At 56.3% G+C, this 26,347-nt stretch carries 29 protein-coding genes and 1 other RNA gene; 15 read left to right on the top strand and 15 right to left on the bottom strand.

Going from position 1 to position 26,347, the window contains the following annotated elements; genetic code table 11:
* The first annotated feature begins 127 nt into the window (after positions 1–127).
* From dnaN to RBB63_RS13385, 5 genes are all read left to right on the top strand, one after another.
* Entirely contained in the window at positions 128–1,255 is a 1,128-nt protein-coding gene (gene dnaN, locus RBB63_RS13405; RefSeq protein ID WP_309385071.1) for a DNA polymerase III subunit beta, read from the top strand.
* Positions 1,256–1,321: 66 nt separating this feature from the next.
* Complete coding sequence (locus RBB63_RS13400) at positions 1,322–2,203, top strand: hypothetical protein (RefSeq protein WP_309385069.1); 882 nt, start codon at positions 1,322–1,324, stop codon at positions 2,201–2,203.
* Positions 2,204–2,354: 151 nt separating this feature from the next.
* Positions 2,355–2,873 (top strand): hypothetical protein, encoded by a 519-nt coding sequence (locus tag RBB63_RS13395; protein ID WP_309385067.1) that lies wholly within the window; start codon positions 2,355–2,357, stop codon positions 2,871–2,873.
* A 47-nt stretch (positions 2,874–2,920) separates the two neighbouring features.
* The gene (locus tag RBB63_RS13390) at positions 2,921–3,301 is read left to right on the top strand and encodes a thiol-disulfide oxidoreductase DCC family protein (protein ID WP_309385065.1); all 381 of its coding nucleotides are present in this window, start codon (positions 2,921–2,923) and stop codon (positions 3,299–3,301) included.
* Between the two features lie 56 nt (positions 3,302–3,357).
* Positions 3,358–3,786 carry a Minf_1886 family protein gene (locus RBB63_RS13385; protein ID WP_309385063.1) on the top strand — a complete coding sequence of 143 codons (429 nt, stop codon included), beginning with the start codon at positions 3,358–3,360 and terminating at the stop codon, positions 3,784–3,786.
* A gap of 7 nt (positions 3,787–3,793) precedes the next feature.
* Here the strand turns inward: RBB63_RS13385 and RBB63_RS13380 are convergent, their stop codons facing one another.
* From RBB63_RS13380 to RBB63_RS13350, 7 genes are all read right to left on the bottom strand, one after another.
* Entirely contained in the window at positions 3,794–4,357 is a 564-nt protein-coding gene (locus tag RBB63_RS13380) for an HdeD family acid-resistance protein (protein ID WP_309385061.1), read from the bottom strand.
* A 9-nt stretch (positions 4,358–4,366) separates the two neighbouring features.
* The gene (locus RBB63_RS13375; protein WP_309385059.1) at positions 4,367–5,698 is read right to left on the bottom strand and encodes a DUF7800 domain-containing protein; all 1,332 of its coding nucleotides are present in this window, start codon (positions 5,696–5,698) and stop codon (positions 4,367–4,369) included.
* 147 nt (positions 5,699–5,845) lie between these two features.
* On the bottom strand, positions 5,846–6,532 hold the full coding sequence (locus RBB63_RS13370; RefSeq protein ID WP_309385058.1) for a hypothetical protein: 687 nt from the start codon (positions 6,530–6,532) through the stop codon (positions 5,846–5,848).
* Positions 6,533–6,724: 192 nt separating this feature from the next.
* The gene (locus tag RBB63_RS13365) at positions 6,725–7,234 is read right to left on the bottom strand and encodes a hypothetical protein (RefSeq protein ID WP_309385056.1); all 510 of its coding nucleotides are present in this window, start codon (positions 7,232–7,234) and stop codon (positions 6,725–6,727) included.
* A gap of 18 nt (positions 7,235–7,252) precedes the next feature.
* Positions 7,253–7,396 carry a hypothetical protein gene (locus tag RBB63_RS13360; RefSeq protein WP_309385054.1) on the bottom strand — a complete coding sequence of 48 codons (144 nt, stop codon included), beginning with the start codon at positions 7,394–7,396 and terminating at the stop codon, positions 7,253–7,255.
* A 54-nt stretch (positions 7,397–7,450) separates the two neighbouring features.
* Positions 7,451–8,230, bottom strand: a complete 780-nt coding sequence (locus RBB63_RS13355) for a PhzF family phenazine biosynthesis protein (RefSeq protein ID WP_309385053.1) — start codon at positions 8,228–8,230, stop codon at positions 7,451–7,453.
* A gap of 12 nt (positions 8,231–8,242) precedes the next feature.
* Complete coding sequence (locus RBB63_RS13350) at positions 8,243–9,526, bottom strand: glucose-1-phosphate adenylyltransferase (protein WP_309385051.1); 1,284 nt, start codon at positions 9,524–9,526, stop codon at positions 8,243–8,245.
* Positions 9,527–9,675: 149 nt separating this feature from the next.
* On the opposite strand from RBB63_RS13350, the gene RBB63_RS13345 reads away from it, so the two are divergent.
* A complete protein-coding gene (locus RBB63_RS13345) occupies positions 9,676–10,020 on the top strand; it encodes an STAS domain-containing protein (RefSeq protein ID WP_309385048.1) in 345 nt (114 codons plus the stop codon).
* A 127-nt stretch (positions 10,021–10,147) separates the two neighbouring features.
* Here the strand turns inward: RBB63_RS13345 and RBB63_RS13340 are convergent, their stop codons facing one another.
* Genes RBB63_RS13340 through RBB63_RS13325 form a run of 4 tightly spaced genes read right to left on the bottom strand, consistent with a single transcriptional unit; the run spans position 10,148 to position 13,762 of the window.
* Entirely contained in the window at positions 10,148–10,921 is a 774-nt protein-coding gene (locus RBB63_RS13340) for an ABC transporter ATP-binding protein (protein ID WP_309385043.1), read from the bottom strand.
* A gap of 3 nt (positions 10,922–10,924) precedes the next feature.
* Positions 10,925–11,677: an MlaE family ABC transporter permease gene (locus RBB63_RS13335; RefSeq protein WP_309385041.1), complete on the bottom strand. Its 753-nt coding sequence runs from the start codon at positions 11,675–11,677 to the stop codon at positions 10,925–10,927.
* A gap of 4 nt (positions 11,678–11,681) precedes the next feature.
* Positions 11,682–12,278: a hypothetical protein gene (locus tag RBB63_RS13330; RefSeq protein ID WP_309385039.1), complete on the bottom strand. Its 597-nt coding sequence runs from the start codon at positions 12,276–12,278 to the stop codon at positions 11,682–11,684.
* On the bottom strand, positions 12,275–13,762 hold the full coding sequence (locus RBB63_RS13325; protein ID WP_309385037.1) for a hypothetical protein: 1,488 nt from the start codon (positions 13,760–13,762) through the stop codon (positions 12,275–12,277). The genes RBB63_RS13330 and RBB63_RS13325 overlap by 4 nt, the downstream gene beginning before the upstream one ends.
* A gap of 124 nt (positions 13,763–13,886) precedes the next feature.
* Here RBB63_RS13325 and RBB63_RS13320 point away from each other — a divergent pair, with 124 nt between their 5' ends.
* Positions 13,887–14,468: an RsmD family RNA methyltransferase gene (locus RBB63_RS13320; protein WP_309385035.1), complete on the top strand. Its 582-nt coding sequence runs from the start codon at positions 13,887–13,889 to the stop codon at positions 14,466–14,468.
* Here RBB63_RS13320 and RBB63_RS13315 read toward each other — a convergent pair.
* The 3 genes from RBB63_RS13315 to ffs all read right to left on the bottom strand — a co-directional run bounded on the left by RBB63_RS13315 (position 14,465) and on the right by ffs (position 16,826).
* A complete protein-coding gene (locus RBB63_RS13315; RefSeq protein ID WP_309385033.1) occupies positions 14,465–14,941 on the bottom strand; it encodes a hypothetical protein in 477 nt (158 codons plus the stop codon). The genes RBB63_RS13320 and RBB63_RS13315 overlap by 4 nt on opposite strands.
* A gap of 42 nt (positions 14,942–14,983) precedes the next feature.
* Positions 14,984–16,675 carry a tetratricopeptide repeat protein gene (locus tag RBB63_RS13310; protein WP_309385031.1) on the bottom strand — a complete coding sequence of 564 codons (1,692 nt, stop codon included), beginning with the start codon at positions 16,673–16,675 and terminating at the stop codon, positions 14,984–14,986.
* Positions 16,676–16,727: 52 nt separating this feature from the next.
* An RNA gene (gene ffs, locus RBB63_RS13305) (signal recognition particle sRNA small type) lies at positions 16,728–16,826 on the bottom strand.
* 136 nt (positions 16,827–16,962) lie between these two features.
* On the opposite strand from ffs, the gene RBB63_RS13300 reads away from it, so the two are divergent.
* The 7 genes from RBB63_RS13300 (at position 16,963) to RBB63_RS13270 (ending at position 24,152) form a co-directional block, all read left to right on the top strand.
* On the top strand, positions 16,963–17,445 hold the full coding sequence (locus tag RBB63_RS13300; RefSeq protein WP_309385029.1) for an META domain-containing protein: 483 nt from the start codon (positions 16,963–16,965) through the stop codon (positions 17,443–17,445).
* A 39-nt stretch (positions 17,446–17,484) separates the two neighbouring features.
* Positions 17,485–17,628: a hypothetical protein gene (locus tag RBB63_RS13295; protein ID WP_309385027.1), complete on the top strand. Its 144-nt coding sequence runs from the start codon at positions 17,485–17,487 to the stop codon at positions 17,626–17,628.
* A complete protein-coding gene (gene aroC / locus RBB63_RS13290; protein WP_309385024.1) occupies positions 17,628–18,749 on the top strand; it encodes a chorismate synthase in 1,122 nt (373 codons plus the stop codon). Before RBB63_RS13295 ends, aroC begins: the two co-directional genes overlap by 1 nt.
* A 227-nt stretch (positions 18,750–18,976) precedes the next feature.
* A complete protein-coding gene (locus RBB63_RS13285) occupies positions 18,977–21,916 on the top strand; it encodes a tetratricopeptide repeat protein (protein WP_309385019.1) in 2,940 nt (979 codons plus the stop codon).
* On the top strand, positions 21,913–22,797 hold the full coding sequence (locus RBB63_RS13280; RefSeq protein WP_309385017.1) for a hypothetical protein: 885 nt from the start codon (positions 21,913–21,915) through the stop codon (positions 22,795–22,797). Before RBB63_RS13285 ends, RBB63_RS13280 begins: the two co-directional genes overlap by 4 nt.
* Positions 22,794–23,546 carry a MotA/TolQ/ExbB proton channel family protein gene (locus tag RBB63_RS13275; protein ID WP_309385015.1) on the top strand — a complete coding sequence of 251 codons (753 nt, stop codon included), beginning with the start codon at positions 22,794–22,796 and terminating at the stop codon, positions 23,544–23,546. Before RBB63_RS13280 ends, RBB63_RS13275 begins: the two co-directional genes overlap by 4 nt.
* Before the next feature lie 6 nt (positions 23,547–23,552).
* Entirely contained in the window at positions 23,553–24,152 is a 600-nt protein-coding gene (locus tag RBB63_RS13270) for a class I SAM-dependent methyltransferase (protein WP_309385012.1), read from the top strand.
* Between the two features lie 42 nt (positions 24,153–24,194).
* Here RBB63_RS13270 and RBB63_RS13265 read toward each other — a convergent pair whose 3' ends face one another.
* Positions 24,195–25,310 carry an MORN repeat-containing protein gene (locus tag RBB63_RS13265; RefSeq protein ID WP_309385009.1) on the bottom strand — a complete coding sequence of 372 codons (1,116 nt, stop codon included), beginning with the start codon at positions 25,308–25,310 and terminating at the stop codon, positions 24,195–24,197.
* 254 nt (positions 25,311–25,564) lie between these two features.
* Here RBB63_RS13265 and RBB63_RS13260 point away from each other — a divergent pair, with 254 nt between their 5' ends.
* Entirely contained in the window at positions 25,565–26,311 is a 747-nt protein-coding gene (locus RBB63_RS13260; protein ID WP_309385001.1) for a TylF/MycF/NovP-related O-methyltransferase, read from the top strand.
* Positions 26,312–26,347 lie beyond the last annotated feature (36 nt).

Below are 26,347 nucleotides of genomic sequence, written 5' to 3'. Positions count from 1 at the left end.
AAACAGGCAGTTACAAGCTTGTTACACTATTGCGCCGCCTATAATAGGGAATAGAAACTTTTATAAAATATTTTCCTAATAATCTAACGTTGCCAGTAAGTCCGAAAACTCCCACTTTTGCTACCCAATGAAGTTCAAGATTCACCGTGATCATTTCGCCACCGGTCTGCAGCAGGTGCTCAACGTGGTGGGCTCCCGCGCCACAATGCCCATCCTCAGCAACGTGCTGATTCAAGCCGAAGGAAATCAACTCTCCCTCACTACCACGAATCTCGACCTTGGCATCCGCTGCCGCATCAAGGCCGAAGTTGAGCAGCCAGGGGGCATCACGCTTCCGGTTCGCAAGCTGGCGACGATCGTCCGCGCCCTCCCCAACAGCGAAGTGGAAGTGGACGCTTCGTCCGGCAATCAAGCCAAGATCACTTCTGGCGGATCCCTCTTCCGCATCATGGGCATCAGCGAGGACGAGTTCCCGCCGCTCCCCTCGTTTGCCGACCAGCACATTTTCAATCTGCAGCAGGACGACGTTGTCGGCATGCTCAAGAACGTCTCCTACGCCCAGAGCAAGGACGAGAACCGCTACATCCTCAACGGCGTGTTCTTCCAGTTCCGCGACAACTCGATGACGCTCGTCGCCACCGATGGCCGCCGCCTCGCTCTTTGCAGCAAGGAAGTGGAAGTCGTCGAAGACAATGCGGGCGACCTCATTTTGCCGGCCAAAACCGTCGACGAGCTCCAGCGCCTCCTAGGGCAGGGCGAAGCCGTTAAAATTACTTTCAGTGACCGTCAGGTTGCATTCGAAATCCAGATCGCAACCGATGACGACAGTGGCTTGGTGGATTCGATCTACCTCGTTTCCAAGATCGTCGAAGGCAAGTACCCTGACTACAAGCAGGTCATTCCGAAGGAGACTGAAAACCGCATCAAGATCGAGCGCGAGCTCTTGGCGGAGTGCGTGCAGCGTGCGGCCCTCGTGACCAGCGACAAGAACAACTCCGTCAAGCTGAAGCTGTCCGACAACCTGCTCGAAATCACTGGTTCATCGCCCGAATACGGTGAATCCCACGAATCGATGGCGATCAGCTACGAAGGCACGGAAGTCACGGTGGCGTTCAACCCGCAGTTCCTGCTGGATCCGCTGAAAGCGCTCGCCCAAGACGAAGTTTACTTCGAGTTTAAGGATGAATTAAGCCCTGGTGTGTTTAAGACGTTGGATAGCTTCCTGTGCGTCATTATGCCATTGCGCTTGAATTAATCCCCGGGCAGACTCCCTAGTGCAAATAATGGAACCAACGCTCCATTTTTGCCGTCTACAGCATTAATGTCCATTGCAACTCAAATTGTTCTCGGCCTGCTGATTCTCTCCATGGGAATCGGGTTTGCGAACAGTCATTGGCAAAGCCCGCTCCTGTCGATTTTCAACCGCTGGTTGCGCTGGCTGTTGTTTGCCTGCACGGTGGCGGCAGCTTCCCGGGAATTTGGCTGGTCTGAACGCCCGTTCTGGGTCCTTGCAGGGGTATCGTTTATGGGCTGGTTTCTTCTGGAAACGCTCTACAACTGGATCGAAGTTTGCGCGGTCAGCAAGGGGCCGATTCCGTTGTTTCCGCGATTTCGCAAAAATTCTGAGGGCGACGAATGGCCGGCTGACAAGCGTTTCATTCTCTTGCGCGACTGGCTGCGCAGCACCGGTTTCAAGAAGCTGGACTCCCTGAAGGCAGAGCTGATTCGCGACTACGTGATTCGCTCCAGCATTTATCAGGACGAGCAAGGACTCGTGCGCCTGCAGGTCATGTTTTTTCCCAACGGAATGAGCTCGCACCAGGTTTGCTACGTGCTCATCACCAAGACCAAGGAAGGCGAGCGCGTCATCACCTCAAACCTGATGATGCCCTTCGGCGGCTTTTATCCGGAGAAGTGGTTCATTGTTCGCAAGCCGCTGATGCGGAAGCTGGACAAGCTTTTGCGTTACCACCGCCGCCGTCTGCTTCGCGAAGGCGTTAACGTTGAAACCTGGGACGATGACGATCCTTTGGACGACATCAACCGCCAGCAAACCAGCTTGGAAATTGCCAACCTGCAGTCTGGCTACCTGCTCCCGCGTGAGTTCCAGGAAGAGCACGGTCGTCTGTCATTCGAAGGGCGTTATCGCCTCTGGAAAGAGCACTGGATGATCAATTACCTCGGCTGCACGGTCGGCTACTAGGCGCCGTCCCGTTGCATCGATAGCTTTGCGCAGTGCGCTAAATAGGTGACTACAGAAGATAGGGCGTTACGTTTACTCATGCTGGGTAACGTTTTCTTGCCAAACGCTGATACGACGCCTAACATTGCCTAAATCTCTGAAAGGCAAGGCTATGAAAAAACTGAAAAAGGGCCAGCTTGCTAAGAAGCTGAAGAAGTATCTCCGCACGCAAAAAGTTAAGTCGCGCGACTATCACGAGGACTTGCTCGACAAGACTTGTGACACACTCACCAAAATCTTTAACACCACTTACGAGCTAACTTCGCCTGTCGTCGAGAAGATCGAAGACAACTTGAGCAAAATCCACGAAACGATCTACTCGGAAGAAGCCGCTGCGGAAGCCGACGCCAAAACCTCTGGTGCTGGCAAAAAAGCCAAAAAGAAAAAGAAGGTAGCGAAAAAAGTCGCCGACAAGCCTGCTAAGAAAGCCACCAAAAAGGCGGCTAAGAAGGGCGCCAAAAAAGCAGCGAAAAAGGCTGTTAAGAAGACGACTAAGAAAGCCGCCGCGAAAAAGACCTCTGCTAAAAAAGCCGTCAAGAAAGCTGCGACCAAGAAAACAGCCAAGAAAGCCACCAAAAAGACGACTCGAAAAGCCGCAAAAAAGACTGCGCCTAAGACCGACAATGCTTAGTTATTAGTCGCGCATGGTGAGTGGACAATCGATGAGAATTGTTCAGCATGGTTGGGATGAAGCTGCGGGTCGAATCGCCACCGGCAAAGCCAACTCTTCTTTGGGATGGCGATTGCGGGTTTTGCATGCGATCGGCGCACCGGCTACAGCGACGCACTGGAGACGCCGTTCGTTACGAGCCTTACCAAAAGATGTTGGCGTGCTTTCCAGAGATCCCGGAGTCGGAGCTCGAACAGGCCGTGAGGTTGGTTGAACCCGATGGCGTGGTCACCCATTCGGCGGAGGCGATTTACCGTGTATTGACGCATGCGCGCGGCTGCACGTGGTTGGAGCGGCTTTATCGTCGCAGCCGAATCTTTGCGGCGCTGAGTGAGTGGGGTTACCGTCGGGTGGCGAACAACCGCTATTTTATCTCGAAGTTCTTCTGAGTGCGGGGAACTGCTGCTTGACCTGACGGCATTGAGGAATTTCACTCTTTCGTTTCATGGCTGCGAAAGATTTCGATGAAGTTGTCGCCTTGATTCGCAAGGAAGACACCCGCTACGATGCGGGCGCCTATCATTTTGTGCGCCTGGGGTTGGACCACACCATCAAATCCCTCAAGGACGAGCCAGAACGCGAAACGCGTCATGTATCGGGCCAGGAGTTGTTGTCCGGCATCCGCGATTATGCGTTGGAGCAGTATGGTCCTTTAGCTTACACGTTGCTCACGCACTGGGGCATCAAGCGCTGCGAGGACTTTGGCGACATCGTTTTCAATCTCGTGGAGTGGGGCGTCCTCGGGAAGACCGAGAATGACCAGCCCGAGGATTTCACCAATGGTTATGATTTCCGCGAGGCCTTCCTGCTTCCTTTCGAACCGAAATCCCGCCGTTTACAAACGGCTCAGGAAGACGATCCTTCCAAAAATTAGGCGCGAGTTAAGCGCTCTTCTTGGCGGCGCTGGCCAAGCTGAGCAGGGTCATGCCAGCCATCAGGAAGTTTACGCCAACGATGATGCCGATGAACCAATGGGCGGCCGATGGCCATTCACTGAAGGCGATGCCCGCGATGATCAGGCCGAATACGCCGTTGATGAATACAATGCCGCGCCCGGGTTGACCGTTGGCCTGAACGGAAGCGATGATTTTAAAAATGCCATCGACCGCGTAAAAAATGCCCAACATGCCAGTGAGCGCGATAACGCCGATTACGGGATTCGCAATAAGGAGGCCACCGGCAATTGCCGCAAGCACGCCGTTGATCAGCGCCCAGCCCTGTCCATGTACGCCCTTATGCGATAGGGCGGAAAAGATTTGTGTCAGGCCACCCAGCAGAATGAGCCAACCAAGGAACAACTCGAGCCCGACCGAGAACAGACCTGGCAACATGACAGCCAACACGCCCAGCACAATCAGGATGATGCCCGCGGTTTTGGCCTTGGCGGCGCTTTGCTTGAGCTGTTCCGGAGTGATGCCGGCAAACGGATTGATGGGAGTAGCCATGGTTGGTGGTTAGTTGTATTGCATGTCGCTGAGCGCCAGAGTCTGCGTCCACAGTTGATCGCCTAGACCGTTGTAAACCGTAACCGTGAGTTGTCGATCGCTCTCTGCGCCATGAAATTTAAGCATCGCGAATTGCCGCTGGAAGGTGGAGCTGCTGGGCACTCGAAAGAAATTGAGCTCGCGGGTGGCGTCCGCCGGACGTTGCGTTAGCGGGCCAAGGCTCAGCTCGTAGAGGTCTGGGGCGTTGGCGCGCACCATCTTGGTGAACTCGCCGAAATCCTTGCCGCCATTGACGAACATGAGGCCGCTGATTCTATCGCTTTTCAGGTCATCAAGCATACCGTCGCGCTCATGCTGGGCAATTTTGTGATTCAGTTGGGAATCAGAAGGACTGAGCGCGGATGAGCCGGTGACGATGATTTTAAAATCTGCGGTGCTCTCTCTGAGCGCTTGCCGAAGCCACGCCAATTGCGCCTCGCCCATGATTTCACGGTTCTTTTCCACGTCAAAATCCAGGCTGCGGTTGGAGCGGTCGTCGAGCAGGAAAAATTCGGCGTCGCCGTAGCGAATGCTGGTCGCCAGACCATCGGCGCTGCGTGCGCTCGGCGGGTTAGCCCAGAACAGTTCAAATACAGATTGCGCGTCAGCCAAGTTGCGGAAGTGCTTGCCGGTGTTCGCCGGGCCGATTTCGCCTTGGCTAACCGTAGCGGCCTGGGGCACCGCGGCGAGGAGCGGCTGGAGCTCGGGCTGGGCGCGGCTTTTGGAATAGCGTGCGATCATGCCTGCACGGGATCCCCAATCGGGCTCGCGCAAGTGGACGTTATTGCCGGCCCAAATCATTAAGTCGGGCTGTTTGGCGAGGATCGCCAGGAAAATTTCATATCCGCCTCCCGGAGTCCGATTGAGCGGATCGTATGCCGGGTCGTTGACAATGTGCCCGCCGCCCAGCGCGACAGTGAAATCTGGCGGCGGCGCGCGGTCGGTGTAATACGGCGTAGTTTTGAATTTCATTTCCGCATCCCCGGCGGCTTTCTTTCCATCCAGCAGCACCTCGTAACGGTAGACCGTTCCGGGCTCCAAAGGGCCTGCGGTTGCTTTGGCCACGAAGCCATTTTCCGGCGTAGTCGTCTGGGCCGAGGTCACCTTGCGCTGAGTGTCTTGGTCCTCGGGCCAGTAGGCGAAGGCGACTTCCGCTGGGCCATCAGTTTGCACCCACAGCGGCATGGAGCGCATTTCGGGCGCGCCTACCATTGGGCCAGCGGCGATTTGAGGAGCCTGCGCGGAAAGGTTGAGCGCCAACGCGGCGAAGAGGGCAAAGAAGCATCGGGGATTAAGCGACATAATCAATTGATCACAGTTACGGTGACCAATCGCGCTGGGTCAAGTGTGTAAGGCTGCTCGACTTGTATGGTTCGAAAAGTTTGGTGTGTACAGGGACACCGCAGTTTACAAACCGATGAACCTTCAAGCCAGTCAGCAGAAGGCTGACTAACGTTCCTTGCCGCGGCGTTCTTCCTCACGGCAGTCAGCCATGACGCGGAGCCAGAGGTCACGCAGGTCAAAAAGGACCTGGAGAACTTCGCCCTGGAAGGCCTGAAGCAGGCGCACGTTCTCACACTTGACCTCCTGAAGGACGGCCATGGTGTGGTTGACGGCGGCAAGGCCGTTTTTCAGGTGGCACACGGCGAGGTTGAAGTCGCCCATGTCGAGCGCATTGATGCCCATGACGGCGTTGAATTCGCCGACGTGAAGGCTGGAGGCAAATCTCGCGCCCATGACAGCGTCTACGGCGCCCTTGGACTGCGTCAGGAAATGCTCCCAGCAGTGGAAGAGGTGTTGATAGAGGCCGTGGCTGACGATGTAGACCGGGTGCTTGTGCACTGAGTAAGGCTCCATGTCATTGGTATCGAGGGCATCTTTTTCCTCCTGTTCGAAGTCTTCGTCAGTTTCTTCGAAATCTGCTCCGCCCCAGTCTTCGACTTCCCAACGCATCAGCTGGGCAATTTCGTCGAGGTGTCCGGGCTTGTGCTTGAGCCGGTGGTAGTGCCCTAGAAAGTCAGCGATTTCTTTTTCGTTTTGCTTCAGATAACGCTGCCAATCAAATTCGTTCCAACTCAGTTCTTCGCTGTTTTCCCAATCTCCGTCGGATGAATTATCAAAATCGTGCGCACTCATGATGGGTTGGCCCTCTCGGGTTAGTGGTTAATCTGAAGAATTATGCGGGAAAATCAACATTCAAATGCGATTTGCCCGCTGAATGTAACTTAGCACAACGCATACCGGGTCTACGATATGGATTAATTTTGACCACATTGCGCGGGCTACGTTCCCTGCGAATGAAACATCCGGCTTGCAGCCGCGAGCTCTCTACTGATCGCGACGTGGTGTTTCGTCGTTGGGTGAGTCCGCTTCCTCTTCTTCCTCTGGCGGAATCTCCACTTTGGGAAAGGGCATGGATTCGGCCTGCCAGAGTGATTCCTCGTCTTCGGGATGCTCGATCTTATCGGGTTTGGGAAAGGGCGCCGATTCTGCCTGCCAGAGGTCAACCTGGTCCTTGCTGTTGGATGTGGCTTTGGGAGGCAAGGGGGGAGGGGCCGGGGTCTGTTGCTCGGTAGTGGATGCTGGAGGCTGAGTCGTCGAAGTTTGCGCGGGCGCTGGCTTAATGGCTGACATCAGACCAAGCCCGGCAAAGCAAAGACCTACTCCGTAAAAGAAAATATGCCCGAACCAACACATGTTGGTGAGCGTTGCAAATGGCTCCGCCCAATCGACCTCGGGCAGAATCATGATCTGCAATACCCACTCCGCCACGCCGCACACTAAGCCGACAAAGCCGCTTATCAGCGCTAGACCGCCGAAAATGAAACGTGAAGTCATGGGAGGGGCTTGCGCCGCTTAGCTCTTGGCCCAGGCGTCTTCCTGACGCTTCAGGTACTCTTTATAGACAGCGAGTAAGACGACTAGCTTTGCCGCAGTAGCCAACGCGCCAAGCACGAGGAGCGGGCCGAGCAAGTTGTTGAATTCAAATGGTGGATACATGAAACTTATCTAAAAGATTAAAGGAAAAAGATTAAAGGAAAAAGCGCTGCGCACTCACAGATGGATTTTGCCCTCTAAGTAGAGTCGTCCGCGGCCGGAAATGAATACCCGTTCCCCGCGCAGGGAACAGGAAAGCCTGCCGCTGCGAGTGGATAATTGCTTCGCGAGCAGCTCGGTTTTGCCCAATTTCTCAGCCCAGTAGGGCGTCAGGGCGCAATGCGCGGAGCCGGTTACGGGGTCTTCGTTGATGCCGTATTTGGGGGCGAAAAAGCGGGAAACGAAATCTACCTCGTCGCCAGGCGCCGTGATGATGACGCCTCGCAGGTCCAATTGGCGAAGCAGGTCGAATACTGGCTCGACCCCACGAACGGTGGCTTCATCGGGCAGAACCGCGAGGTAGTCCATGCCTTGGCGACACTCGATTGGCGTCACCCCAATCGAGTCGACCAGTTCGTGCGGGGGATACCAAGCTTTGGTTGGCGTGGCGGGGAAATCGAGTGTGATCTCCTCACCTTGAGCCGTGACGTGGAGCGGCCCGCTGTTTGAGTAAAACGTCACGCCGGATATGAGCTCTGGTCGCTGGCGAAAGAGCACAAACGCCGTCGCCAATGTCGCGTGACCGCACAAGTCCACTTCGTCCACAGGCGTGAACCAGCGTAAGCGAAAGCCGTCGCCTTCTGGCGCATAGAATGCGGTTTCGGACAGATTATTCTCCGCCGCGATAGCCTGGAGGACTGCGTTGTCCGGCCAGGATTCCAGCGGGCATACGGCAGCGGGATTCCCCTGAAAAGGCGCGTCGGCAAACGCGTCAACCTGATACAGGGGAATGCTCACTGAAGAACGTTGCTACGGGCGCACTTTGGTGCCGCTGGCCACCACGCCGTTTTTCATGACCATCAAGACGCCGTCGCGGACATAGAGGTCGCCCTCAGACCAACCGTCCGGCTTGCCTTCGGGGGAAAGCTCGACGTCGTGGCCAATGCGGGCGTTCTTATCGATGATGGCGCTCTTGATTTTGCAGTTCCGGCCCAAGCCAATGTTGGGGCGCTGCAGATCGGCGTTTTCCGCGCGGTCTTCGTCGGTTTCGTACCAGTCGGCGCCCATCATGACAACGTCAGTCAGCTCAGTGCCATCGCCAATCATGGAGCGGACCCCGATCACACAGTGGTGCACCTTGCACTGAGAGATAATACTGCCGCCGCCAAAGAGCGTGCGGGAAACTTCGGCCTGATTGACCTTGGTCGCCGGCAGGTAGCGGGCGCGGGTGTAAATGGGCGCTTTGTCGTCAAAGAAATTGAAGGGCGGCACATTATCGGTCAGCGCCAGGTTGGCTTCGAAGAATGCCGCGACGGTTCCAATGTCTTCCCAGTAATCGTCAAAGATGTAGCTGTTCATCGAGATCTTGCCCAGCATGCCAGGGATGATCTCTTTGCCGAAGTCGGTCTCGTCGCCGTTCAGCGCATCGCGCATAATTCGGGCGGAGAAGACATAAATGCCCATCGAGGCCAAGACCACGTCCTCCGGGTTGCCATCGAGGGTGGAGCGCAGCTTATCACCGATGATGAGGCTTTCGATCACGGCTGGATCAGTCGGCTTTTCGACAAATTCCTGGATGGAGTAATCGTCGCCCACGCGCATGACGCCCAGGCCGGCGACTTCAGACTTGTGCATGGCCTTGGCGGCGATCGTTAAGTCTGAGCCGAGTTTGTTGTGGTGGTCGATGATCTTCCGGAAGTCCATGCGGTAAAGCTGGTCGCCGGAGAGGATGAGGAAGAGGTCGTTCTTGCCGTCGTTGAAGTGGTGCAGGTTCTGGCGCACGGCGTCCGCAGTGCCCTGGTACCAGGTCTCGCCGGAGTCAGTCTGTTCAGCGGACATGATGTCCACATAGCCGCCGCCGAAGGGGTCAAACTGATACGTCGACTGAATGTGGTTGTGCAGCGACGCGGTGTTAAACTGCGAAAGCAGGTGAATGCGGTTGATGCCGGAGTTGAGGCAGTTGCTGATGGGAATATCGACGAGGCGATACTTGCCTGCCAGCGGGACAGCCGGCTTACAACGTTCTTTAGTCAGCGGGTAAAGCCGCGTGCCGCGACCGCCGCCCATGATGACGCTAATAACATTTTGCTCCATGACAGTTCAGGGTATTCGGGTTTTCCCCACCGTGGGCGATGGGCGTGAAAAAATCCAGACTCTTTTGTTACAAAGGTAGATATTAACATGGCTGTCATTTTATAAAACGTCTGCTTGCTCATTCGCGTGGCAAACTCCAGCATGCCGCCATGGACTTAAAAGTTATCTGCGCTGACGACTCTGTTTCCCACATCGCCCTGACTGGTCGCATGGACCACGCTGGCGCGTCTGCGGTCGAATTGAAATTTTTGGCCAGCACTGCGAGCCGCCAAAAGCCCACCATCGTCGACATGGCCGAAGTGACATTTGTCGTCTCGCTAGGCATCCGCATGATGCTCGGCGCGGCCAAGAGCCTCAAGGCCAACGACTGCGGCATGGCCCTGATTAACGTCCAACCCCTCGTGGCCGAAACCCTCCGCCTCGCCAAACTCGACGAAATTTTCATCCTCGCCGACTCCGAAGAAGAAGCCCGGCAGAAGTTGGGCGTCGCTTAAGGCCAGGTCGCTGCTTACTATTCCGTGAGCTCATGACTCACTAAGGAATGGAATACCCACTCTGCCAGATACAGTCAGATAGGCCATTTTCGCAATGCGAAAATCTATCGATGCAACGGGACGTTGCTTAGGATATCTTCCGGAAACGCGGGTCCTGGATGTTGATCTTAGGCGCCATGAATTCTTTGACGCGTGGGTCGTTGCTTTGCTGGAGCTCCTCGGGGGTGGCGAGGGCGATCAACTTGCCGTCCATGAGGAGGCCAACGCGGTCCGCGATGCCGAGCGCCAAGTCGCGGTCGTGGGAGACCGCAATGCTGGTCACGGAAAACTCTTCCTTGAGCGTGCCGATGATCTCGGAAATGTTGGCTGCGGTGACCGGGTCGAGCTCGGACGTGGGCTCATCGTAGAGCAGCAGTTGCGGCTCCATGACGAGCGCGCGGGCGATGGCCACGCGCTTGCGCATGCCGCCGGAGAGCTCGGCGGGCAGCTTTTGGGCAGCGTCTTCGATGTGGAGGATTTTCAGGACGCGCTCAACTTTGTCTCGCAAGGTGGATTTGTTGTAGAGGCGGTGTTCGCGGGGGTAAAACGCGAGGTTGTCGAAGACGCTCATCGAGTTGAACAGCGCCCCAGCCTGAAAGACGAGCGCCGTGCGAATCGCTTTATGCGTAGCTGGGTCGGCGGCGTCTTTGCCGTCGATCAAGACACTGCCGGAGTCCGGCTTTTCCAGGTTCACGAGGTGGCGGAGCAGGACGGATTTACCCGCGCCGCTGGGTCCCATGAGCACGAAGATTTCGCCCGGCTTCACGTCGAAGGACACGTCTTCGAGCACGACCTGTTCGCCAAAACGCTTGCTCAGGTTTTGGACTTTGACGCCGACGGGTGTGGTGGAAATTTCGGCCATGGCTTACATCAAAATGCGGGTTAACACGTAGTCCAGCAGGAGGACCATGAACATGCTGGAGACCACAGCGCGGGTGACGGAGAACCCGATTTCGCGCGGACCGCCGCGGGTGATCAGCCCCTGGTTGCAGGCGATGAGCACCACGACGAAGCCGAAGAACTCTGCCTTGATCAGGCCGTTCATGACGTCCTTGAACTCAGTGACGCTCTTCAGGTTGGCCCAGTAAACATTGGGGTCGAGGCCGATGAATTCCACATGCTCGGCCACCACGCCGCCGCCAAACCAGCCCATGAGCACGGCGGCAATTGTCAACACCGGCATCATGAAGAGAATCGCCACGAGGCGTGGCATTACGAGGATGCGCTCGGGGGGCGTCTGCATGGTGCGCAGGGCGTCGACTTCCTGGTAAACGGTCATCGAGGCGATTTCGGCGGTGATGGAAGAGCCCACGCGGCCAGCGAGCAAAAATGCGGTAATCAGCGGCGCCAGCTCACGGGCGACGGCCAGGCCGACGATGCGGCCAATGAGCTCCTGGCCGCCAGCGAAGTCCATGCTGTAACCCGTTTGCAGGGCCAGCACCGCGCCAAGGAAGAAGCTGAGGATGGCGACAATGGGAAATGTCAGGTAGCCAATGTGGAAGCTGTAGTCGAACACCCTCCCCAACTGCCGCGGCAGTGACGGCAAATAGCCAATCGAGCGTAGTAGCAGGACGAGGCTGCTGCCAATGGCTTCAAGTATGTTGCGCGCGGTGTTCATGAACTTAGCTTGCTGGTAAGAGGCTATCTAATTGATCTTCCAATTGGTTCAATGGGAAATGGTCGCTGGTTTCATCTTTGCTGATGGATTGGATCCAGGTTTGGGAGATGCTTTCGGCAAAGCGGCGCTCGCCCAAGTAAGCGTCGATCATGCGTAAGAGCGCATTGTGTGCCGCTTCAAAATCTTCTTCTGGTAAATCGACCACAAATAATTGCAGCCCCAACTCACTCGAGCCCTCTCGACGAAGAAGTTGATAATAAACCTCCTCAGAATCGATCTGCAGATCGTCCCAGTCTGTGGATTCCGGCAGCCCGTGCTTAGGCTTTAGGGCAAAGAATGACCAGCCATTCACTGCAGGAGCCCGAGCAACAATGTCATCGACCAAATCAAAGAGCTCGGCATTACCATCAGCCGTGATGATTAACTCACTGGCTCCCGGGTTTGGACAGTACTCAAAATACAGCTCTTCGTTAATTTTGCCGAGTGAATCCAGAATTCGATCGTAGACGGGACTTTCTGCTGTATCGAGAACTTCGAGCTCGTCCTTCGCTTCCATGAAGGTCTCCCAAAAATCGATGATGTCTTGTTCGTTCGTGGTCATAGCTCAATGTCGAACCACAGCAGTTGCAGGGTTTCCTTGCCGTCTTCGTGGGTTCCCTCGCGCTTGTAGCCGAGGAGGCCGCCACCGAGCTGGAACTGGGCGTGGTCTTCAGCGACGTCGTGGACGAAGATGTATGGGTTGATCTCAAAACGAGTGCTGTCTTCGGTTTTTTCCTCCACCATGAAGTCCCACATAAAGCTCTGGCGGGACTCGCCGGTGTTGGTGTTCCATTGACAGCGCCAGAACGCAAAGACCGGCGTGTAGAGGTCGCGCACGGTTTCGCTATGCGGGTAAAAGACCTCGAAAATGCTTAGTAGCTGCGCTTGTTTGAGCCCGGCGCCGTTGTCATATTCAGTGATCCAGGGCCACACGTGGGTTTCGTAGGCCTCGGCTAGGTTGGGGTTGGTGGCGCTGCGCTGGGTTTCGTTGAAATACAGGAAATAAAAGAACTGCGTGCGCTCGATGATCAGGTCTTTCTCGCGGTTGGTGCGGTATTTGTAGGCCGGCCACATGATCCAAGTCTTGTCGACGCCGGTTTTGATCGAGTGCGTGTAGAACGGGGCCCAGCGGTTGGTGTATTCGTTGTCCCCGCGGCCCTGCATGAAAAACGGGTAGAAATAGCGCTCTTCGGTGTAGCCCTTGGTGCGGTCTTCCTTCCAGCCGAAGAAGGGGAACATGATCGTCACGTCGTCCACAAACTCGCCATGCTCGGTCGCCCAGAACGGCAGGAAGCCTTCGCGCACGCGGGGAATCGGCCGATCCATTTGATCGACCTTGCGGTAAATGAGGGGCCAGAACATGAACTGATAGTCCATCTTGCCTTCCTGCCACCAATGGCCCATGAGCGGCCAGAGCAGCAAGCCGCCCGTGCCCTCGCCGTGTAGGGTTTGGACAAAGGGCCATGGCGTGCCCATGCGGGTGGTTTCGCCAGTGGTAATCGTCCAGTAAAGCGGCCAGAGCGCCCAGGTGGTTTTATCAAAGAGAAACTCCTGAAATTCGCCGTAGATCGGAAAAACGCCGTAGTAAGACTTATCGGGCCGACCGGGCTCGTAGTGGAACCACAGGAACGGCACGAAGAGGAAAGTTTCGATGACGTTGTCGTGCTTCAGGCCAGTGCGTCGACGCTGGATGAAGGTGTAAATTTCCCAGCGCACAAGGTTGGGGTCGCGGTAGTGGACGAAGAACGGCGGCACGAAATCGTATTGGTAGACGTCAGTTTCACGGTCGTATTTCTGAATCCAGAATGGCCGCATCGTGGCCATTTCATGGACGCCGTCGCGCTTTTCTTCGAAGACCGGCCCGAGCGCCCGAAAGTGGGTGACGACCTCCTTGGTCTCGGTTTCGCCATCAGGCTGGACCTCGTCGACCGTCCCTGTTTCCTCGAACCAGAGGGGCGACCAGTCAAAGGCTACGCCATGTGCAACGGTTGAAAAAACCAGCAAGCACAGCGCAATTCCCCGGAAAATGTGTCCAGCGTGAAGCATCCGAATGGCGCGAAGCAAAGCACAAGCTTTGCCACTTAGCAATGGCGCGTATGATGAAAATCAATTGCCACATTGCAGGAGTTATTGTCCATTATGCCGTTATGAAAGCAATCTGGCAGCACCCATGCGCATAACCGGAGGACAGGCGCGCGGCATACCCATCAAGGCGCCCGATCGCGGGGTGCGCCCGGCGACGGACTATTTGCGCGAGGCCGTGTTTTCTTCGCTCGGCCCCGCCCGGGTGGAAGGGGCGCGGGTGTTGGATTGCTTTGCGGGCACCGGCGCTTACGGCCTGGAAGCGCTTAGCCGTGGCGCGCAGATGGCGGTTTTTGTGGAACAGGACCGGGGCGCCCAGAAATGCTGGGAGCAGAACCGCGCTGCGGTGGCCAAGGCGCTACAACTGCCCCCCGAATCAGCGACCGATCTCAGGCGTGGCGATTTTTTCAAGATCCTTGCCCGAGGGGGGGAGACGTTTGACCTGATCTTCGCCGATCCGCCGTATGAGCTCTGGGAAACACGGGGCGCCGACATTTTGGAGGCCGTGTTTGGGCGTCTGGCGGATTCTCCTGAAGCGCGCATTGTTTGTGAAGCGCCGGGCGCCTGGCAACCGACGTTACCGGCTGGGTGGACGCTCCACCGCCGCCTGGCCAAGGGCCCGCGCCAGCCCAGCGCATTGATCATTGGCCGCTCTCAGGAGGGCTTTTAGAAGCCAATGCCCTTTTCGCCATCGATGATCGACTTGAGTTCATCGATATACTCGTCGACGATCTCTCTGCTTGGAGTATCGGGGTAAAACGAAACAGCGACTACGCCATTATCCTCTCGATAGAGCATCACGTAGCTGTAGGTTTTTTTCCAAAAACTGACAAAGCACATGATGGCAATCACCAGAGGAAAGATCGTCATCACGAATAAAGGTGCTGCGTCATCATCGGCGGGACCGCCATTCAAGATTCCAGCGATACATGCAGCGAGGATTAATAGGCTCAGAATCCCTGCCAAAAGGTAGCCTATAGCGAAACTTGAATTTTCAATGCGGTTCGAGCTCAACTCCTTGATTTTAATTTCGAAGCTGTTGGTGGAGAAAAACCTCTTCGATATTACTTTTAATACCTTTCCATCATGCTCGAAGATATAGCTGGGCTTGAATCTTCGGGGCTGGCTCAAGGTTTTCTGCATCAGTGAACCCTAGTTGGATTTTGAAGTAAGCCTAGCTCCATGCTAACGGTTGGAGTTGCGCATGTCTTCCTCGGTGATCTCGATGCCCTTGAGCTTCTCATCGTTCACCAGGCTGTCGAGACCGGCTGTCTGCGAACTATCGGAGCCAACCAGTCGCTTTTCGATCTGTTCGCTATTGAGTTTCTGGTTGGTGTAGCCCTTTTCCTGAACGTTGGCAACGGTGCGGGAGGAAAGGAATTCTGCTTCGGATTGCTCATTGAGCACTTCCTTGCGCAAGTTGGAGAGCATGCGACTGAAGGGATATCGCTCCAAGCCAGCATTGAGGATTCGCTCAGCCGGTTCGTAGGCCCTGATCTTGCGCATGGCTTCTGCGGCTTCCCAATAAACTTCCGGCAGGAGTCGATTGCTCTCCATGAACGTCACCAGCTCGTTGTATTGCCCGGCGGACTTTTCGGTGGCGGCCGTTAAGATGAGCTTGTAGGCGGTGAGGATCGGCGCGGCTTCGGGTTGTTTAGGGGCGGCAGGTTCGATGGTGTCATATTCCTGCTTGGCTTCCTCGAACTCGCCCTCGGTAACAAGAGCCTGCACGTAGTAGAACCAGAGCATACCGAGCATGTCTGGGCTCTCCATGCCGACAATGCGCATGAGGCGTCGGACTTTCTTGGAGTCCGGCAAGTCGGTAAATTGTGACGCCAGCGCAGTGATCGCGGGCATGTTGCCGCGGTGAAGCGCCAAGTAGAGGTCGAGCAGGGCATCCGCCGCGGCGGTGTCATTGTTGGAATACATCAGGAGAATGGCGTCCATCTGGGTGTTCCAGGCGCTGGGGTAGTCGCGGAAGAGGCTGTGGTAAATTTGCCGTGCGGCGGCTTCATTTTCCTGCGCCTGCATCAGGTTGCCGCGCATGAGCCTCATTTTGGGGCTATCGGCCAGCTCTTCATCGAGGCTGGCCATGTGTTGCTCGGCATCGCCATAGGCGCCCATTTTCAGGTAGGCAAAGATGATGGTGTCGTCGTAGTTTTGATTGGGATCGGCTTCATTCAGGTGATCTGCGGTATCGATCACCCCGGTGTAATCCGCCTCCATCAATCGGGCGCGTAAGAGTAGCTTGAGCATTGCCAACTGGAGCGGCTTGTTGTCCTCAATTTCATGGAACTCCATGATTTTCGGGACGGCGCGGATCAACGCGGGGTTGTTGTCCGTGTATTGGCAAAGCTTCATGAGGGTCACGAGGTAGTCCGGTTGGTCCGGGTACCCGTACTCCAGCCCGTCAATCAGCAAGTCCACGGCGTCAACGATGAGACCGGCGGCAATGTAAAACTGGGCCAGTTCCAAACGCGCTTTGTAGTCATCGGGGATGCGCCGCACGCCGGACCGATATTTATAGAAGGCCTTCATGACTTGGCCGTTCTTGAGATCTTCCCGCGCCTGAAGGATTTGTGTTTCGCCCTGTTTGCGGACGAGGTTCTTCATGTTGATGGGCGCCTGCAGGACATCCAGATAGGTAATCTGGTTAAATGGCTGTCTGGCGCGCAGAAGATAGGCGCCGAACCCCCCGGCAAAATAGAGCGTAATCGCGATAAACAGCCCAAACCAGACGCAGCGCTTGAGCTCTACTTCGATCGAGATGGCCTTGTTGTGCCGGCGTTGTCCAGGCTGGATGCGGATGCAGTTCCAGCAGCGCCGCAGGCTATTGAGCCAGGTGTCGGATCCGACAAGGACGATTTGTAAGTTCATGCTGGGGTCGCCGGTAGCGGGCGGCTCGATGAGTGGGAACTGATAAAAAAATAGTGGCCAGGCGCCCTGCGGCACACGTGAATCCTGGTTGCCCTTGCTTCCTTCCGGACCTGGGGGAGTTCACCGGTTCGACGTTGCACAGGACCCGGCCACTGACCAACGCAGTCTATATATGGGCGTATTTCAACGTTTTTCTTTCGGGATAAACGGGCTAATTCTCGCTTAAGAATTTGCCTTGCGCTCCCAACTACATTTGTTTGTAGTTAAACACCACTATGCGGGCTACAATGAAAACTCTTATTCCTTTTTCCCTGATTGCGCTTCTCGGCGCAGGTTGTTCCATGAACGACCAGACGACGATTCAGCCGATGGATAACCTCCGCGAGGACTGGAACGACAACGTCGAGATGTCCACCAAGGCCCAACAGGCTGCCTATGCCGCGAATCAGGGCTTCGTGTCCTCCGGCATCGTCTTTCATGACTATGTCCAGAAGGACATGGGGCTGAGCCCGGGTGGCGTTTGGTATCCCACCTATGACATGGCTGAAGGCAAAGTGCCGTTGGAAGGCCCCGCGCCAGAATGCGCTAAGGCCGTATCCGAATGCGCCAAGCCCGAGCCAGCCAAGGCTCAGGAAGAAATGGTCTGCCCAGTGACCGGCCAAAAAGCTTCCAGCAAGCCGATGCATGCGCCCAAGCCAGCCCCAGAGCCAGCAAAGGCAAATGAGCAGATCGATTACGACATGCTCAATCGCAGCATCAAGACGCAATAAGCGCTTGAACTAGTTAGCTTTCTTGCATCCAATCGGCCAATGAAATCATTGGCCGTTTTGTTTTTTGTCTGCGCGTTTTGCGTTGTTGGCTGTGAACAACAGAAGACCGTAACCGTTAACGACGGTTTTGGCATGGAGTTCACGGAAGATTCCAACGCGAATCAGGCCGAAGTTATCGACTAATGGGCAACGTATTTGGTTCACTCTTCCGCATTGCGACCTGGGGCGAAAGCCATGGCGGCGGCATTGGCGTCGTTATCGACGGCTGCCCCCCGCGCCTGCCTCTCAGCGAGGCCGATGTGCAATTCGAGCTTGATCGCCGGCGTCCAGGCCAGAGCGACATCACCACGCCGCGCAAGGAAACCGACACCGCGACCATTGTGTCCGGCGTTTACGAGGGCCTGACCCTTGGCACGCCAATAGCGGTTACGGTGCCCAATGCGGACCATCGCCCCGAGGCCTACGCCGAAATGAAGGCCAAATTTCGGCCTTCTCACGCCGATTTCACCTACCAGACGAAATACGGCATTCGTAATCATGAGGGCGGTGGGCGTTCTTCGGCGCGGGAAACGATTGGTCGCGTTGCGGCAGGGGCGATTGCCAAGAAGATACTGCGCCTTGGCCCCGATCAGCCGGTTGAAATTTGCGCGTACATTGAGCGCGTGCACAACATTTCCATCCCCGGGCAGGACGGCCCGGATGGCCCAACTTTGCCCTTTCCGACGCTCGAACAGGTCGAGGCCAGCGCCGTACGTTGCCCGGACCCCGAAGTTGCCGAGCAAATGATTGCCCGCATCAAAGAGGCCCGTAGCGAAGGCGACAGCGTGGGGGGCGTCATCGTCTGTCGTGTCCGCGGATTGCCCGTTGGCCTGGGTTCTCCGGTGTTTGACCGGCTGGAGGCGGACCTCGCCAAGGCGATGCTTTCCCTGCCGGCAACCAAAGGTTTCGAGGTTGGCAGCGGCTTTGGCGCCGTGGGCCTGACTGGTCGCGAGCACAACGATCGTTACGTCAACCGCGATGGCGAAATCCACACCGAGACGAATCGCTCCGGTGGCGTGCAAGGCGGCATCAGTAACGGTGAGGAGCTGTATTTCCGGGTAGCCTTCAAGCCCACTGCGACCATCATTCAGAACCAGGCCACGGTCGACCTCTCTGGACAGGAAACTGAGCTGATGGGGCGTGGTCGCCACGACCCCTGTGTCGTCCCGCGGGCGGTGCCGATTGTGGAATCCATGACCGCCCTCGTGATTGTCGACCACTGGATGCGGCACCAGGGACAATGCGGCACGTTTAGCTTCGCCTAAGCGCAACCTTTCCTCCGCAATTTTTTTTGGAATAACTCCGCCGCCGACCTGCTCTTATATTCGAATGCACTACGCATTCACCAAGAATAGCAGGTTCAGGTAGGCGGCGACTCCTTCGGGGGTCGCCGTCGTTTTAAAACACTCCTTTGGCCTCGTTGGGCGATTTCCGGAGCAAAAGTGACAGCTCAGTGAAAATCGGCGAGCAACTTGCTTTTCCGATTGGGAAAATGCTGAAATCCCGACAATGTGCGCAGCTGATGGCGATCACTTGCCGCATACTGCTATTGCTTGGGCTGTTGTTGACGACGACAGCCCGCGCTGCGTTTATCCAGATGCCGCCCACCATGCAGGAAGTTTTGCAGCTCGGGGTTTCGTCCTTTTCGGAGGGTAAATACGACGAGGCGGCACAGGCTTTTGACCACTTGGCGGAAAAATATGGCGACGAGCATCAGTATCAGCCTTTGATCCCCACACTGCTGCCGATTCATGGTTACGCCTGCCAAATGAGCGAGCGGCCAGATGACGCCATTAAGCTCTACCTGAAATTTCTCGCCCTGGAAAATCAGACTGAATCCAGCCGCAATTTCGTGCTGTTTAGCCTGGCTCAGGCTTATCAAGCCAATGGCGATCTCGACGATGCCGTGGCGACCTATCAGCAGTTTATCGAGTCGGCGCCGGACTCCCCGGAGGCAGTCCTCAGCGCCATGCGCCAGGCCGAACTTTACTTCGATGCCGGTGATGATCAGGCGGGTATTGACCGGCTGGTCGGTTTTGCGGCCAGTGAGAACGTCCCCCCCACTCTGGGCACGCAAGCCCAGCTTCGCGCCCTGCAAAAAACGCTGGAAGAGCACGATTTCGATCAGGCGCGGAAAATTCTTTTTGGCTATGAATGGCAGGTGGAAGTCATGCCTGAGCTTGCGATGCTGAGCTTTTCTGCGCTTGAGGTCGGCAACCGCCTGCTGGAAGAGCGCAATTATGCTGACGCGATCCGCGCTTACCGGCTCGTGACGCCGCAAAAGCTCTTGGTAGCCGCGCAGCAGGGCCGCCTCTACGCCCTTGAATTAACGTGGAAAGAGAAGCAGCAGGAAGCGGGAGAAGGCTATCACGCTGAGGCGATTTGGAACGACTACTACCGCAACCTCATCCAGCGTGTGCAGTCGCAACTTGATAGTTTAAACAATTCGGAAGACTTTACACCGGGCTATCAGATGCGCCTGGGCCAAGCGTTTCTCATGGCTAATCGCGCGCGAGAGGCCTACATCCTATACCGGCTGCTGGCCGAAGACGAAGCACTCAGCGAAAGCATTCGCAGCTCTGCGCACTACCGCTGGATTCTCAGCGCCAATGAACTGGAAAACTGGGACGATTCGCTGCGAATCGCGCGGATGTTCCTGGAGCGCTACCCGAACCACCCGGAGGCGCCGTCGGCGATCTACCTGATCTCGGTCGCTTATCAGGAACTCAAGGACTACCGCAAAGCCGTCGAAGTTTTAACCGAATTGCTGGACAATTACCCGGACCATAAACTGGCCACGCGCTGGCTTTTTGCCCGCGGTTATAATTCCCTCCTCGCGCAGGATTACCCGCCAGCTCGCAAGGACTTCGAGGTTTGCCTCTTGAAGAACCCCGGCGCCATGCTCGCTGCGCAATGCCGGTTGTGGGACGCCATGAGCTACTTTTTCGAGCGGAATTACGCCGAAGCCATCGTCAAGTATGACGCGGCGCTACAGCAGACCGACAAGGCCAACCCATACTACCCAGAGATGGTTTATCGCCGCGCACAGACGCTTTACTCTGACCGCAAATACCCCGAAGCGCTGGTGGCGACAGACGATTTTATCGAACGCTACCCCGAGCACATGCGTGTTCCGGAAGCCCGGGTGCTGCGCGGAGACATTCTCATGGGGGAGGGGCGCTTGCTGGAGGCGTCCAATCAGTTTGCCCGCGTCACGCCGGAAGCCGAGGGCCTGTTTACTTATGCGGTGTTTCAGCGGGGAAAAATCCAGAAAGCAATGGGCGCGCATGAGCTCATGATCGAGCACTTCACCGACTACGTGCGCCGGGACGACGTCGAGGAAAAGCCGCGCATCGCCGAGGCGCTTTACTGGATCGGTTGGGCCTATGAGCGCGAGGGCGAGCCCGAGCGCGCATTCCCGCTCTTTGTTGAGGCGCTGGCATTGCATGGCAACGAGGTTAAGGCCGGCGAGACGATTGCGATTTTGCAGGCGCTACACAAGCAGCACGCATTGTATCATCAGGGCGAACTCCTGCTTTCCAACGCCAATGGCGGCGCCATGGGGCTGCTGACTGAGCCCGACTTTGTGCAGTGGCTGGAAGACCAGCACAAGCTGGCCGTTGAGCGCGAAGAGTGGACCTGGATGGCCCGGCTCAACCTCTACCGCGCCATGCTTTATGAAAAAATTCGGGACGAGGAGCGCGCCGGCAATGCGCTGTTTGAAGTCGTCAATAAAGCGCCCATCAAAGATCTCGACCCTGAGGCCCTGGCCAAGGCCGGCAGCTTCCTGACAGACCTTGAGATCGAATCGGCCAATGAGTATTTCGAATACCTGATCGAGGAATATCCGAAGAGCATGCAGCTCGGCGCCGCTTATTACGGCATGGCCCGCCTTGCGGTGATGGACGACAATTGGGCCGAAGCCGAAGCCTGGCTCAATCGTTTTGAACTGGAGACTGCCTACCATGCGGCGGGCAACGACGCCAAGCTGCTGCGTGGTCAACTACTGGTGAAACTGGATCGTCCGGACCAGGCGATCGCCGTCTTGCAAGAGCTGCTGCGGCTCAAGTCCGCCCGCGGGCGTCCGCACGCGCAGGCGTTGCTTGGCATCGCGCAGGCCCACGAGCTCAAGGGCGAAACCGACAAGGCCATTGCTTACTATCAGCGGGTCTACACGCTCTACCGGGCCTATCCGGAAGAGATTGTTCAGGCATATGTCGCCAGCGCCCCGCTTTTTGAGAAACGTGGCGATCTCCGCGCCGCTTACAACACTTGGGCCGAACTGGCGAAAGACCCGCGTTTGGAGTCGTTCGAAGCCGAACAGGCGATGGCGGCTGAAGCCATGGCGCGCCTGGAGCCAATCTTGCCGCCCGAGCCGGAAGCCGTAACGGCCGAAGTCCAACCCTCAGCCGAAGAGGAGGCCGCATTGTGAAACTGTTGCGGATCATTTTATTGCTGATGCTGACCATTGCTTCGCTGCCTGCGATGACGATGGAGCAGGTGCAGGCCTCGCTCAGCGAGCCGCAGGGGCTGGTGCTCCGGGGTAGTCGTCCATTGAGCGGAAAGGCGATGGGTATCATTGAGAATCAGCTCATATTCCGGGCGAGTCGTGGGGGGGGATCTTTGGATTACCGTTATGATTTGGACCAAATCGAGCGTCTGCAATTTCCGGGGAACGACGTGGCTTACGCTGCACAACAAGCCATACGTGAAGGTAAGAACGAAGAGGCGCTCAGGCTGATGAAAGCGATGTTCGAGCAGCGTGGCAGTTACTTGAAATACCTGACTCCGGGCGAGCGGGCGTTCTTCTACCAATATGCGGAATTGGAGTTCGAAAAGGGCGATCCTTACCTCGGTTTGGGGGCTGGCTTGGCGCTTCAGGAAACGGTGCAGGACTCTCTGCTTCTACGCAAAGTCGACGACCTCGTGCTGTTGGGCCATTATAAACTGCCGCTCAAGAAAAACACGCGCGAACTTGCTGAAAAATGGATCGCCGAGAGTGAACTCTACGGCGCATCTGCGTTGGGCTTCTATGTATTGGGACAGCTGGATTTCGATGCGCAACAATTCGACGCCGCCCTTTGGCAAGCCTTGGAGCCGGTGACGTTGAGCAGCCAGTTCCCCATGGATTATTTGAACTACTGCTACGCGCTCGCCATCGCCTCCTGCATGGAGCTCGAGCTCTTCGAAGAAGAACAAAAGCTGCGCGCTGAAATGACCGAGCGCGGGCTCAACTGGCCGGACATCGACGTATTGGCCGATTACCAGACGCCAACGCCACCACCTTTAAAAAACGAACCTGACAAATCATGACCGTATCCAAGCTATCTAACCGCGCTTTCTTTCTGGGCAGCGCCGCCGTGTTGACCGCCACCGCGCTCTACGCGCAGGATGAGACGGAGGCTGCGGCGTCCGGTGGCAAGAGCCTGTTTGAGCTGATCGGCGAAGGCGGCTGGGCCATGATTCCGCTGGGCCTCTGCTCGATCTTCATGTTTTTCCTGATCTTTTATTGCTGGAAGGAAACGGTCCGCAAAAAATTCGTGCCAGTTGGCATCGCAGAGCAGGCGTCTCAATACCTGCAGGCGCGCCAGGTCGCCGATGCGCAAACCATTCTGCAAGGCGCCGACTCGGTGCTGACCCGCGCGCTCATACCCGCGCTCAATAAAGCACGTCCGGAGCGTCCCGACGCCAACCGCGCCAAGGTGGAAACCATTCTCGTCGAAAATCTCGAGTCGGAGGAAAACGCCGTTGGCCAGTGGGTGAATTACCTGAACGTCGTGGCTGCGGTGGCGCCGATGATCGGCCTGCTGGGCACGGTCAGCGGCATGATCAGTGCGTTCCAAACGATTGGCCAAGGCGGCATGGGCCGCCCTGAATTGCTCGCGGGAGATATTGGCGAAGCGCTCATTACGACCGCCACGGGTCTCGTGATCGGCATTCCGGCGATGGTTTTTTACTTCATCATGAAGAACCGGCTTGCGAACCAAATGATCGCCACCGTCCAGACCGCTTCCAACCTCATCGACGACCTCGCAGAGGAGCCGGTGTACACTGAACAATAGCGGCTCATGGTGGCGGGCGTTCAGGGTTATGACCGGGCAATCGAACGGTTTGTTGAGTCCAGTCAGCAATTAAATTTCCTGGAAACGAATCGGGATTTTCTGCCGTTTCTACCGAAGGCGCCTGCTCGGGTTTTAGACTTGGGCGCCGGGGCGGGGCAGAATGCGGCGGCGTTGGCGCGCCTGGGATTTCAGGTGACTGCAATTGAGCCGATGCCTGAGTTTCTCCAAGCCGCTCAAGCAGCGTACACTGGTTTGGCGATAGACTGGCGGCAAGACAGCCTCCCGCTGCTTGATAGCCTGGTTGGTGGTGAGGCGTCGTTTCGTTTTATGCTGGTGGATGGCGTTTGGCATCACCTCAGTGAGGCCGAGCGCCGGGCGGCATTCGAGCGACTCGCACCGCTGCTTGTTTCCGGCGGACGCCTTGCGTTGAGCCTGCGCAACGGTCCGCCTGGCTTGGGCCTGAAAGTTCACCCAACGGATGTTGATCGGACAGTGAATGCGGCCAAAGAACTCGGTTTGCGGTGCATTCTTCGCATCGAGGACCAGCCCAGTATATTCAAACACAAACCAGAAGTCCGCTGGGCGCGGGTGGTGTTGGAAAAGTGAGCCGCGCAGTAATCGCACTGCGGAAACTCCGCAGTTTCAGGCCTACTTGACCAGGATGCGAATGGGGTCACCGGCGGTAGGCTGGGGGGCTTGTGTGGGTTGGCCCACGTATTCGCCGCGATGCCAAATCCCGCTCACGGGCGCTTTGCCGGATTCCGGTGCAAAGATCAGCGTGCCTTGACCTTCGAACAGGCCTCCGGCGAATTCGCCGACGTAGCGATCGCGATTGGGGAATTCGTAAACGCCTTCGCCGTGGGGCAGGCCTTGCTCGAAGGCGCCTGCATACCGCGCGCTGCTCGGGTATTCGATAGAGCCTTGGCCATGGGGTAGGTCATCGGCGAAGTTGCCATGAAATTCGCGACCGTCGGCGTAGAGAATTTTCCCGTAGCCGTCGCGCAGGCCCTCCTTGAATTCGCCTCGGTAGATGTTGCCTTCGGCGTCGGTAAACTGTCCCTTGCCATGCCACTTGCCAGCGACGAACTCCCCCACGTATTGGCCGCCGTTTTCGGTGGTCTGTGTGCCAGGCCCCAAGGCGCGTCCCTTGACGAAATTTGCTTCGAGTCGCCCGCCGCCAGGGCTGGTGACAACTGCTTTGCCTTGCGGCGCACCGCGGTCAAACTGCCCCTCGATGCGTACGCCATCTTCGTAGTTAAGGACGCCAACGCCCGCAATTTCGTCGTCGTAAAATTGTCCTTTGTATTCGCCCATGCCCTGCTTGATGTAGCTGCCTTGGCCGGACTTGCGGCCATTGACCCAGTCTCCGTGGTAGTATTCGCGATCATTTTTGAAGACGCCCTTGCCGTGGAGTTCGCCGTTATCGAACTCGCCTTCGTAGAAGGCTCCATCCGGGGTGCGGCGTTTGCCCTTGCCGTCCAGTTGGCCGTTGACGAAGTGCCCCTCTTCTCGCGCGCCATCGGGGTGGATGAATACGCCTTCGCCCTCGATCAGCCCATGGGTGAACTCACCTTCGTAATAACCGCCATGTCGCCACTGGAGTTTTCCCTGGCCATGAAAGAGTCCGCCTTGGAATTGGCCTTCATAGCGCGAGCTGTCGGGCAGGTTAGCGGTTCCCAGGCCATCTTTGGGCTGCCTGTCGCAGCCCACTAGCCAACTGGTCAGGACAAGGATCAACAGGCAACGAATGTCAGAAAAACTCACAGTCAAAACTGAAGCACAGCCCACCGCCAAAAGCAAACTGGCGTTACCGCCGAAGGAAATTTTATTAACTTTATGTGCTATTAAGCGTTGGTTGGGGCATCACTTCAGTAGTGTTCCAGCAACGAGAAAGCAGTGAAGTATTCGGTCAGTATGGAGCATAGGGTCGCCCTGTTTAGTTTACTGAATAACGTTGCTCGGGCTTAGTTGTTTAGTATTTTACTCAAATACGTAACGATTGTTGCTGACTACTCAATATGATCGCGAAACTTAAGTTAAAGGCAAGAAGGACCGCTAGCCGATTGGTTAACAAATGGGCGCTCGTTCAGCTTGACAGCGCCAAACGTCATTTAATCACCGAGATTAAGATGCGCAAACTAACTTACCTGAGTGAACGGAAGCTCGCTTCGATTGTAAACAGCATCAACGAAATCGAGACCTTGAAGTTGGAGGGCGCTTTCATCGAAGCGGGTTGTGCATTGGGCGGTTCTTCGATTTTGATCGCCAAGACCAAGTCAACTCAGCGACCTCAACTGGTTTATGATGTTTTTGGCATGATCCCGCCCCCAACGGATGAAGACTCGGATGATGTACACCGACGCTATCAGAATATCCTCAAAGGTGATTCCGTCGGTATTGAGGGCGATAAATACTACGGGTACGAAAATGACCTGATCACCATTGTCCAAGGTAATTTCGAGCGATTTGGCGTTGATCTGGAAGAACGTAGTGTGCGGTTGATAAAAGGATTGGTTCAGGATACGCTCCTAGTAGATGGGGCGGTGTCGTTCGCACACATCGATGTTGACTGGTATGACCCCGTCATGACTTGTTTGGAGCGGATTTACCCCAAGCTGGTTGTCGGAGGTTGTATCATTTTAGATGATTACATGGACTGGGGAGGCTGTCGTAAAGCCACGGATGAGTACCTGAAAAAAGTTGCGGGCACTTTTCGCCTCGATGATCGATCCGGGGCGCTCAAGATTATCCGAACTTCTAAATAGTTGAGCGTTCCAGCATTAATCAAAGCTGCGTGTGTC

This window comes from Cerasicoccus frondis (assembly GCA_031296915.1).
In the GTDB taxonomy this organism is placed as follows: Bacteria; Verrucomicrobiota; Verrucomicrobiia; order Opitutales; family Cerasicoccaceae; genus Cerasicoccus; species Cerasicoccus frondis.
This window is presented reverse-complemented; position numbering and strand designations above follow the sequence as displayed.

What these genes read in the sequence shown, in the direction of transcription:
- RBB63_RS13360 (WP_309385054.1), bottom strand. Translation starts at nt 7,396, where the DNA reads ATGTATCCACCATTTGAATTCAACAACTTGCTCGGCCCGCTCCTCGTG.
- RBB63_RS13260 (WP_309385001.1), top strand. Translation starts at nt 25,565, where the DNA reads ATGATCGCGAAACTTAAGTTAAAGGCAAGAAGGACCGCTAGCCGATTG.
- RBB63_RS13370 (WP_309385058.1), bottom strand. Translation starts at nt 6,532, where the DNA reads ATGAGTGCGCACGATTTTGATAATTCATCCGACGGAGATTGGGAAAAC.
- RBB63_RS13325 (WP_309385037.1), bottom strand. Translation starts at nt 13,762, where the DNA reads ATGCTTCACGCTGGACACATTTTCCGGGGAATTGCGCTGTGCTTGCTG.
- RBB63_RS13315 (WP_309385033.1), bottom strand. Translation starts at nt 14,941, where the DNA reads ATGCAGAAAACCTTGAGCCAGCCCCGAAGATTCAAGCCCAGCTATATC.
- RBB63_RS13400 (WP_309385069.1), top strand. Translation starts at nt 1,322, where the DNA reads ATGTCCATTGCAACTCAAATTGTTCTCGGCCTGCTGATTCTCTCCATG.
- aroC (WP_309385024.1), top strand. Translation starts at nt 17,628, where the DNA reads ATGGGCAACGTATTTGGTTCACTCTTCCGCATTGCGACCTGGGGCGAA.
- RBB63_RS13350 (WP_309385051.1), bottom strand. Translation starts at nt 9,526, where the DNA reads ATGGAGCAAAATGTTATTAGCGTCATCATGGGCGGCGGTCGCGGCACG.
- RBB63_RS13375 (WP_309385059.1), bottom strand. Translation starts at nt 5,698, where the DNA reads ATGTCGCTTAATCCCCGATGCTTCTTTGCCCTCTTCGCCGCGTTGGCG.
- RBB63_RS13270 (WP_309385012.1), top strand. Translation starts at nt 23,553, where the DNA reads ATGGTGGCGGGCGTTCAGGGTTATGACCGGGCAATCGAACGGTTTGTT.
- RBB63_RS13285 (WP_309385019.1), top strand. Translation starts at nt 18,977, where the DNA reads ATGCTGAAATCCCGACAATGTGCGCAGCTGATGGCGATCACTTGCCGC.
- RBB63_RS13330 (WP_309385039.1), bottom strand. Translation starts at nt 12,278, where the DNA reads ATGACCACGAACGAACAAGACATCATCGATTTTTGGGAGACCTTCATG.
- RBB63_RS13340 (WP_309385043.1), bottom strand. Translation starts at nt 10,921, where the DNA reads ATGGCCGAAATTTCCACCACACCCGTCGGCGTCAAAGTCCAAAACCTG.
- RBB63_RS13395 (WP_309385067.1), top strand. Translation starts at nt 2,355, where the DNA reads ATGAAAAAACTGAAAAAGGGCCAGCTTGCTAAGAAGCTGAAGAAGTAT.
- RBB63_RS13310 (WP_309385031.1), bottom strand. Translation starts at nt 16,675, where the DNA reads ATGAACTTACAAATCGTCCTTGTCGGATCCGACACCTGGCTCAATAGC.
- RBB63_RS13300 (WP_309385029.1), top strand. Translation starts at nt 16,963, where the DNA reads ATGAAAACTCTTATTCCTTTTTCCCTGATTGCGCTTCTCGGCGCAGGT.
- RBB63_RS13275 (WP_309385015.1), top strand. Translation starts at nt 22,794, where the DNA reads ATGACCGTATCCAAGCTATCTAACCGCGCTTTCTTTCTGGGCAGCGCC.
- RBB63_RS13390 (WP_309385065.1), top strand. Translation starts at nt 2,921, where the DNA reads ATGGTTGGGATGAAGCTGCGGGTCGAATCGCCACCGGCAAAGCCAACT.
- RBB63_RS13365 (WP_309385056.1), bottom strand. Translation starts at nt 7,234, where the DNA reads ATGACTTCACGTTTCATTTTCGGCGGTCTAGCGCTGATAAGCGGCTTT.
- RBB63_RS13335 (WP_309385041.1), bottom strand. Translation starts at nt 11,677, where the DNA reads ATGAACACCGCGCGCAACATACTTGAAGCCATTGGCAGCAGCCTCGTC.
- RBB63_RS13320 (WP_309385035.1), top strand. Translation starts at nt 13,887, where the DNA reads ATGCGCATAACCGGAGGACAGGCGCGCGGCATACCCATCAAGGCGCCC.
- dnaN (WP_309385071.1), top strand. Translation starts at nt 128, where the DNA reads ATGAAGTTCAAGATTCACCGTGATCATTTCGCCACCGGTCTGCAGCAG.
- RBB63_RS13295 (WP_309385027.1), top strand. Translation starts at nt 17,485, where the DNA reads ATGAAATCATTGGCCGTTTTGTTTTTTGTCTGCGCGTTTTGCGTTGTT.
- RBB63_RS13380 (WP_309385061.1), bottom strand. Translation starts at nt 4,357, where the DNA reads ATGGCTACTCCCATCAATCCGTTTGCCGGCATCACTCCGGAACAGCTC.
- RBB63_RS13385 (WP_309385063.1), top strand. Translation starts at nt 3,358, where the DNA reads ATGGCTGCGAAAGATTTCGATGAAGTTGTCGCCTTGATTCGCAAGGAA.
- RBB63_RS13345 (WP_309385048.1), top strand. Translation starts at nt 9,676, where the DNA reads ATGGACTTAAAAGTTATCTGCGCTGACGACTCTGTTTCCCACATCGCC.